The sequence below is a fragment of the Nocardiopsis trehalosi NBRC 14201 genome, from assembly GCF_001552555.1.
Taxonomy (GTDB): Bacteria; Actinomycetota; Actinomycetes; order Streptosporangiales; family Streptosporangiaceae; genus Nocardiopsis_B; species Nocardiopsis_B trehalosi.
In genome coordinates this window covers 1-8,336 of sequence record NZ_BCRK01000226.1, presented here as the reverse complement: position 1 = coordinate 8,336, position 8,336 = coordinate 1, and the positions used below count along the sequence as shown (strand labels likewise).

General features: G+C 77.0%; 8 protein-coding genes. 5 read left to right on the top strand and 3 right to left on the bottom strand.

What is annotated here, in order from left to right; translation table 11 throughout:
- The 3 genes from NT8_RS25410 to NT8_RS25400 form a co-directional block, all read right to left on the bottom strand.
- Positions 1-224, bottom strand: a 224-nt coding sequence (locus NT8_RS25410) for an MSMEG_6728 family protein (protein WP_169805263.1), incomplete at its 3' end; no start/stop codon positions are given.
- A gap of 12 nt (positions 225-236) precedes the next feature.
- Positions 237-572 (bottom strand): DUF3140 domain-containing protein, encoded by a 336-nt coding sequence (locus NT8_RS25405; RefSeq protein WP_067974778.1) that lies wholly within the window; start codon positions 570-572, stop codon positions 237-239.
- A gap of 168 nt (positions 573-740) precedes the next feature.
- Entirely contained in the window at positions 741-956 is a 216-nt protein-coding gene (locus tag NT8_RS25400; RefSeq protein WP_067974775.1) for a hypervirulence associated TUDOR domain-containing protein, read from the bottom strand.
- Between the two features lie 600 nt (positions 957-1,556).
- On the opposite strand from NT8_RS25400, the gene NT8_RS25395 reads away from it, so the two are divergent.
- From NT8_RS25395 to NT8_RS25370, 5 genes are all read left to right on the top strand, one after another.
- Positions 1,557-2,048, top strand: a complete 492-nt coding sequence (locus NT8_RS25395; protein ID WP_067974782.1) for a metallophosphoesterase family protein — start codon at positions 1,557-1,559, stop codon at positions 2,046-2,048.
- A gap of 584 nt (positions 2,049-2,632) precedes the next feature.
- Positions 2,633-4,441: an AMP-dependent synthetase/ligase gene (locus tag NT8_RS25385; RefSeq protein ID WP_067974769.1), complete on the top strand. Its 1,809-nt coding sequence runs from the start codon at positions 2,633-2,635 to the stop codon at positions 4,439-4,441.
- 1,019 nt (positions 4,442-5,460) lie between these two features.
- On the top strand, positions 5,461-6,177 hold the full coding sequence (locus NT8_RS25380; RefSeq protein ID WP_157515975.1) for an AzlC family ABC transporter permease: 717 nt from the start codon (positions 5,461-5,463) through the stop codon (positions 6,175-6,177).
- The gene (locus NT8_RS25375) at positions 6,174-6,488 is read left to right on the top strand and encodes an AzlD domain-containing protein (RefSeq protein ID WP_067974764.1); all 315 of its coding nucleotides are present in this window, start codon (positions 6,174-6,176) and stop codon (positions 6,486-6,488) included. The genes NT8_RS25380 and NT8_RS25375 overlap by 4 nt, the downstream gene beginning before the upstream one ends.
- Before the next feature lie 130 nt (positions 6,489-6,618).
- Positions 6,619-8,295, top strand: a complete 1,677-nt coding sequence (locus NT8_RS25370; protein WP_067974762.1) for a thiamine pyrophosphate-dependent enzyme — start codon at positions 6,619-6,621, stop codon at positions 8,293-8,295.
- Positions 8,296-8,336 lie beyond the last annotated feature (41 nt).

The window sequence follows — 8,336 nt, the reverse complement described above, 5'->3', positions numbered from 1 at the left end:
TGGCCGCGCTCCCGCCACTCGCGGCACACGGCGACCCCGTAGCCCACGAGCGCGGGGACGAACCCGCGCCACATGGCGGTGACCGGGTGGTTCTGCCACCCGTAGCGCGGCCACACCAGGGCGCGCAGCACCTGGAGGGTCTCGACGCGCTGCTTGCCGAGCCGGCGCGCGTCGAGGGCCGCGGCGGCGTCGGCGAACGCGGCGTAGGGCAGGAAGGTCTGCATCGTGCCGCCCGGTCACGACCGGTTCGGGTCGTGTCCCCAGTTCATCAGCGAGTACCGCCAGCGGGTGTCGGTGACGTCCCCTGCGGGGCGCTGGGCGAGGTGGCGGTGGACGTAGCCGACCACCTCGCGCATGTGCGCGTAGTCGTCGTCGGTGAGGTCGGCGCGGTTGGTGCGCAGCAGGGCGACGATGCGCCGACCGGACCGGTGGCCGGTGGACTCCCCGTCACCTCGGGTGTCGCCGACGCGGCGGGACGCGTCGGTCTCCAGCCAGTCGGCCAGCTCCTTGGGCGTCATGTTGACGGCCGCGGCGAAGTCGTCGCGGATCTGCTCGCGGTCGGGCCCGCTCATCGCTCCCCCTCCCCGCCGCCGGGGCGGCGGGCGCCAGGTCGTGTTCGTCGGCGGGCTCCGGGTCGTCGGGTGGTCCCGGGTGGAGCCCGCACGGTGGTCGTGAGGTGCGCGAACGGTGGGGCCCGCGCGGGGCGCCGGGGCGCCGCCCCGGGCGCGGACGGCCGCGCGCTAACCGGTGCGGTGGAGCGCCGAGGGCCGGTGCACGGCCTCCGCTCCGGTGGCGTCGCTGCGCACGAGGTACTGCGGCTCCTCCTTGGAGGCGACGACGGTGCGCCCGGCCGCCTCGGTGCGCTCGGTGATCTTGCGCAGTACGGTCCCGGTGACGCGGTCGCCGTGGGAGTTCCACTCCACCGTGTCACCGCGTGCGAAATCGTCGCCGGCCATGCCGCCCCCTCGGTCGCGGTCGTGCGGACGCTACCCGCCGCGCGCGACGTCATGCACGCGCCGTCCGGACGGAGCGGCGAGGCACGCCCGTGCGCCCAAGACGACGGTGCGGCTCACACCATGCGCGCTACACGCGGAAGCGCCGCGCGGCGCGGCGGCATGGCGTGTGGGCGACGCCCTGCGCGCTCCGCACGGCCGCGCGGCGGTGCGACCGCCGCGCCGCCGGCGACGCGAGGTGGGGCGGCGATACGGCCGTTCCCCGGCGCTCTCAGCGGCGGCGCGTGATGCCACGTGGGCCCACCGCGCGCGGCACGGTCCGCGCCGTGCGCGGCCTGATCGCCAAGGGCGGCACGGCGTGCGGCCGACGCCTGGTGTGCTTCGCGGACTTTATGGCGGTGCGCCCTCGCCACGCGCGCCGCCACGTGGGCCGCGCCGCGCGGCGCGGTCCGCGGCATGCGTGCCCCGCTCGCGAGGAGTGGCGCGGCGGTGCGGGGACGAGGGCGGTGGGGCGGGTCGGGGCGGCGCGGCGGGGTGGGTGGGGGCTGGTGGGGGTTCTAGGGTGGAGGGGTCCACCCGTCCCCGGCCCCTCTCCCGGTGCCCATGCGTCTGCTGTTGATCTCCGACACCCATCTGCCGCGGCGCGCCCGCGACCTGCCGGCCCCGGTGTGGGCCGAGGTCGGCCGGTGCGACGCCGTCGTCCACGCGGGCGACTGGTGCGACCTGGAGACGTGGGAGCGCCTGTCCGCGCGCGCCCGCCGCCTGGTCGCCGTGTACGGCAACAACGACGGCCCCGACCTTCGGGCCCGGCTGCCGGAGGTGGCGCGGGAGGTCCTGGGCGGGGTGCGGTTCGCCGTCGTCCACGAGACCGGCCAGGCCCAGGGCCGCGAGAAGCGGTGCGCGGAGCGGTTCCCCGACACCGACGTGCTGGTGTTCGGGCACTCCCACATCCCGTGGGACACGACCGCGCCCACGGGCCTGCGGCTGCTCAACCCGGGGTCGCCGACGGACCGGCGCCGCCAGCCCCACCACACCTACCTGACCGCGACCGCCGAGGGCGGCGCGCTGCGCGACGTGGAGCTGCACCGCGTATGACGACGCGCCGCCCCGACCGGGTGCGACATCGGTCGGGGCGGCGCGGGTGGGGCTCGGGGACCGCCCGCCGGCGATCCCCGAGGTCAGTGGTCTCCGGCCGGGGCCGGAGCGGTCAGCGGCTGCGCAGTGCGCGCTTGATCCGCCGCGTGATCTGCAGCAGGGGGTCGGAGCCTCCAGCGGGGCCGCCGACACCGCCCGCGGGGCGGCGCCGTCCGACCGGCCGTCCGCCCGGCATCCCGGTGCGTCCGGGGATCGGGCCGCGGCCCGGGAAGGGCGAGCGTCCGGTGGTGCGGGTCCCGGTGCGGGGCCGCGAGGCCCGGTTCAGCGTGGCCCGAGCGCGACCCACCAGCTTGCCTGCCGTGTACTCGAAGCGGCTCTTCCTCGTCATGAGTTCCTCCTGGACCTCGTGTGGCGAGCTTGGTGCGTGCTCACTGTTTCACTGTCCGGTGGCCGCCGGGTTATGGGTGTGATCCCGGATTTTTTCCGGCGTACGCCGCTGACCTGCGCCGACTATGGCGCATCTCATGCCGTCGGAGCGTCCCGGATGTGCGTTTCCGTTACGGGAGTCCGATAGACCGGAAGGCGTGACGCAGCTCTCCACCCCCGCACCGGCCACCGACCTCCCCGCGAGTCGCGGGCTGGCCGAGACCCTGTTCGCGCGCGCCGAGCGCCACCCCGACCACGCCATGCTCAGCCGGCGGGTCGACGGGGCCTGGCGCGACGTCGCCGCCGCCGACGTCCGCGACGAGGTCGTCGCCGTCGCCAAGGGCCTGATCGCGTCGGGCGTGTGCCCGGGCGACCGGGTCGGCCTGCTGTCGGGCAACCGCTACGAGTGGACCGTGGTCGACTACGCCGTCTGGGCGGCGGGCGCGGTCTCGGTCCCGGTGTACCCGTCGTCGTCGGCCGACCAGATCGCGATGATCCTGGCCGACTCCGGCGCCGTGGCCTGCGTGGTCGACGACGCCGAGCACACCCGCACGGTCGAGGACGTGCGCGCGCGGGTGCCCGGGCTGCGGCACGTGTGGACGCTGGACGACGGCGCCCTGGCGGACCTCGTCGCGGCGGGCGCCGACCTGCCCGACACGGCCGTCGAGGAGCGCCGCGCGGGTGTGCGCCCCGACGACCCGGCGACGATCGTCTACACCTCGGGGACCACGGGGGCGCCCAAGGGGTGCGTGCTCACCCACGCGAACTTCTTCGCCGAGGTGGCCAGCGTGGTCACCGCGCTGGCGGTGCTGTTCGAGCCGGAGCCGGACGGCACCCCGCCGTCGACCCTGCTGTTCCTGCCGCTGGCGCACGTGTTCGGCCGGATGGTGCAGGTGGGCGTGGTGCACGCGGGTGCCCGGCTGGGGCACACCGGCAGCGTCCGGTCGCTCATCGAGGACCTGGGCACGTTCCGGCCGACGTTCCTGCTGGCGGTGCCCTACGTCTTCGAGAAGATCCACGCGACCGCCCGCAAGGGCACCTCGGGGCTGCGGCGGCGGATCTTCGACGCGGCGGCGGCCACGGCCGTGGCCTACAGCGAGGCGCTGGACGACGGCGCCCCGGGGTTGGCGCTGCGGCTGCGCCGCCGGGTGTTCGAGCCGCTGGTCTACCGGCGGCTGCTCGCGGCGCTGGGCGGGCGGTGCCGGCGGGTGATCTCCGGGGGCGGCGCGCTGGACGCGCGGCTGCTGCACTTCTACCGGGGCGCCGGCCTGGAGGTGTTCGAGGGCTACGGGCTGACGGAGACCACGGCGGCGGTGCTGGCGAACGTCCCGGGCCGGGTGCGGCCGGGGACCATCGGCGGCCCGCTGCCGGGCGTGGACATGCGGCTGGCCGAGGACGGGGAGATCCTGGTGCGCGGCGGCCAGGTGTTCACCCGCTACTGGAACCGGCCCGACGCAACGGCGGACGCGTTCGTGGACGGCTGGTTCGCCACCGGCGACCTCGGCGCGGTCGACGCCGACGGCTACGTGCGGGTGACCGGCCGCAAGAAGGAGATCCTGGTGACCGCGGGCGGCAAGAACGTGTCGCCGGTGCCCGCGGAGGAGCGGATCGCCGCGCACCCGCTCGTCGACCAGTGCATGCTGGTGGGCGACGGCCGGTCGTTCGTGACGGCGCTGATCACGTTGGACCCCGACGAGTTCGCGGCGTGGCGGGAGCGCGCGGGCCACCCCGCCGACGCGGGCCCGGGTGACCTGGCCGGCGACCCCGGTCTGCGCGCCGAGGTCCAGCGCGCGGTCGACGCGGCCAACGCGGCGGTGTCGCGGGCGGAGTCGATCCGGGCGTTCACCATCCTCGCCGAGCCGTTCAGCGTGGAGGCCGAGACCCTCACCCCCACCCTCAAGATGCGGCGCGCCCGCATCCTCGACCGGCACGCCGCCGACATCGAGCGGATGTACCGCCCCCGCTGACCCCGGCGGGCCGGTCCGAATCCCGCGCGCGGTCAGCCGGGCGCCCAGCCGCCGGTGGTGCTCGCCGCCCCGCCCGGGGCGGGAGGCCTTCCACAGCCGGCCGAGGCGGGGCAGGTCGAGGCGGGCGGCGACCCGCTGGGAGGACCGGTTGGCGTCGGAGGTGCTGTGGAACAGCGGGCGCCCGCCGGGGAAGGACGTGGCCCATCGGGCGGTGGCGGCCGCGGCGAACCCGCGGCCGCGGTGGCCGGGGTCGGTCCACACCCCGGCCTCGGCGCCCTCGGGCCCGGCCACCGGGGTGAAGCAGAGGGCGACGACGCGCCCGCCGCGCCGGACGGCCGCCCACGGTCCCAGCCGTCCCGCGACCAGGTCGGCCCACTCCCCCGGCTCCCAGGTCGGGGGCGCGGCGCCCGCCAGGTCGGTGGCGCCGGGGTCGGTGCGGGCGACGACGCCGGCGCACGGCGGCACCGGGGTGCCCCTCGGCACGAGGTGGCTGGGACCGGCGGACACGTCCACGGGCCCGCGGGCGTCGGCGAGGAGGTCCCGGCAGCGCGCGAGGGCGTCCGGACCGGGGGCGAGGGCGAGCCGGACGGCGGCCGAGGCGAGCCCCGGCGGCAGGTGCGCCCCTGCGACAGCGGCGCGGCGGCCGTCCCCGGCCTCGGCGACGGCCAGGTGGTGGGCGTCATGGGTGAGCCGGCCCCGGGGGTCGGTGCCCCACAGGAGCGCGGCCTCGGCGCGCAGGAGGCCGAGGGCGTCGAAGGGATCGGCCATGCCGGGCAACGCTACCCGCCCGCACCGGAGCGGACGCCACCCCCGCCCCCCGGTCCACGGTCACTCGGCCCCGACGCTCCTCGGCCACCCGCCGCTGGAGCACTCGGCCGTGTGCGTCCTCGCGCGCTGCACCGCGGACGGGCCGCGTTCGGCGGGCGGCGGCCGATCGGGGACGGGCGGGCGTGGGCGGGGATGGGCGGGGTGCAAGAACGTTCAAGACGTTGGTCGGGTGCGGGACGTACCTTCGGCGCGTGAGAACCTCCGCTTTTGCACTTTCTCCCCCGGTTCGTGATGCCCTGGGTATCGGTCTCGCGGTCGGGGTGTCCGGTGTCGCGTTCGGCACCGCCTCGGTCGCCGCCGGCCTGACCGTCGCGCAGACGTGCGCGCTGAGCCTGCTCGCCTTCACCGGCGCCTCCCAGTTCGCGCTCGTCGGCGTGATCGCCGGGGGCGGCGACCTCGTGGCGGGCACCATCGGCGCGCTGCTGCTCGGCGGCCGCAACACCCTCTACGGCCTGCGGCTGGCCGACCTGCTCGGCGCCCGGCGCGGCCTGGGCCGCGCGGTGGCCGCCCACGGGGTCATCGACGAGACCACCGCGATCACCCTGGCCCAGTCGAACGAGCGCGACGCCCGGACCGCGTTCACCGCGACGTTCGCCACCCTGTTCCTCGCCTGGAACGCCACCACGCTGGTCGGCGCCGTCGCCACCGGCTACGTCGGCGACACCGCGGCGTTCGGCCTGGACACGGTCGGCCCGGCGATCTTCCTCGCCCTGCTGTGGCCCCGGCTCCGGGAGGGCGGCCGGGAGCGGGTGGTGGCCGCGCTCGGCGCCGGGATCGCCCTGCTGTGCACCCCGTTCCTGCCGTCGGGGGTGCCGGTGCTCGTCGCCGGCCTCGCCGCCCTCGCCGGGCTGGTCGGCCCGGCCGCACCCGCCGCACCCGCCACCGTGGACCCGGAGGAGCGCCCGTGAGCGTCTGGATCGCCATCGTCGTCACGGCGGTCGGCTGCTACCTGCTGAAGTACGCCGGACTGGCCGCGCCGCGCCGGCTGCTCGACCACCCGGCCGTCCGCCGGTTCGCGATGACGGTGCCGGTCGCGCTGCTGGCGGCGCTGATCGCGCTCCAGGCGGTGGCGCCCGACGGCCCGGTGGAGCTGGACGGCGCGCGGCTGGCCGGGATGGGCGCTGCCGTCGCCGCCCTGGTGCTGCGCGCCCCGTTCCTCGTGGTGGTCGTCGCGGCGGCGGGCACCACCGCGCTCCTGCGCGCCGCGGGCCTGGGCTGACCGGGTCTCCGCGGCCGCCGGCACCACCGCCGTACTGCGCGCCGCCGGCCTGGGCCGACCCGGCCGCCGGCGGCCGCGCACGGCGGTACGGTGAGGTTCACCGACCCCCTTTTCCGCCGGAAGGACCTCCATGAGTGACGCCCCCCTGCGCACCGCGGCCGAGCACGTCGTCGACGTGCTCACGGCCTCGTTCGTGCGCCGCTGCTACACCGTGCCGGGCGAGAGCTTCCTGGAGTTGACCGACGCGATCGAGCGGCGCAGCAACATGCGGCTCGTCTCGACCCGGCACGAGAACGGGGCGGGGTTCATGGCCGAGGCGGACGGCAAGCTGTACGGCCTGCCCGCCGCCGCCGCGGCCACCCGCGGCCCGGGGGCGGCCAACCTGGCGGTCGCCGTGCACACCGCGATGCAGGACTCCACGCCGATGATCGTGTTCCTGGGCCAGGTCGAGACCGCCCACCTGGGGCGCGAGGCGTTCCAGGAGGTCGACCTCGCCGCCTTCTACGCCCCCATCACCAAGTGGACCACCACGGTCACCCGCGCCGACCGGCTGGCCGAGGCGACCGCCCAGGCGGTGCGGATCGCCACCACCGGCCGCCCCGGGCCGGTGGCCCTGGTGGTGCCGGGCGACCTGTTCGGGCAGCGGGTCGCGGCGCCCACCGCGCTCCCCGGCGCCGTCCCGGCGCGCCCCCCGCTGGGCGACTCCGAGCGCGACCGGCTCGCCGACTGGCTGGCCCGCGCCGAGCGGCCGGTGATCATCGCGGGCGGCGGCGCCCGGTTCGCCCGCGAGGAGCTGATCGCGGTCGCCGAGCGGTTCAACACCGGCGTCTACGCGGCGTGGCGGCGCCAGGACGTGTTCCCCAACGACCACCCGCTCTACCTGGGCCACCTGGGGCTGGGCTGCCCGAAGCCGGTCCTGGGCGCGCTGGAGGAGGCCGACGCCGTGCTGGTGGTGGGGTCGCGGCTGAGCGACACCACCACCCAGGGCTACCGGCTGCCCGCGGCCGAGCCGGGCGCCCGCTCCAAGGTGGCGCAGATCGACATCGACCCCGCGCAGATCGGGCGCACCACCTTGGTGTGGATGGGGGTGGTCGCCGAGGCGCGCCGGGCCCTGGAGGCGCTGGCGGAGGCGCCGGTGACCGCGCCGTACCGCGACTACAGCGCGGCCCACGAGGCGTGGCGGGCCACCACCGTTCCGCCGGTGGGCGTCCTGGCCCACCCCGGCGGCCGGCTGCACCCGTGGGCGGTGGTCGACACCATGCGCGACGTCCTGCCCGAGGACACGGTCATCACCAACGACGCCGGCAATTTCGCCGCGTTCCTGCACCGGGGCTGGCGGTTCCGGCACCCGCGCACCCAGATCGCGCCCACCAGCGGGGCCATGGGCTACGCGGTCCCGGCGGCGATCGCCGCCAAGCTGGTCGAGCCGCACCGCACGGTGGTGGCCGTGGCCGGCGACGGCGGGCTGCTGATGACCGGCCAGGAGTTGGAGACCGCCGTGCGGCTCGGCGTGCCGGTGATCGTGGTGGTGTTCCAGAACGGCATGTACGGGACGATCGCCATGCACCAGGCGCGCGAGCTGGGCCGGACCGCGGGCACCGACATCAGCGGGCCCCTGGACCTGGCCGGCTACGCCCGCTCGCTGGGGGCGCGCGGCGCCACCGCGGAGTCCCCCGAGGAGCTGCGGGCGGCGCTCACCGCGGCGCTGGAGGCCGACGCGCCCACCCTGATCGACGCCCGCACCGACCCTGACGTGATCAGCCCGGAGGCCACCCTGTCGGGGTTGCTGGACCGCTCCGCGACCTGACCGGCCCCGCCCCCGCCGCCCCCCCCCCCCCCCCCCCCCCC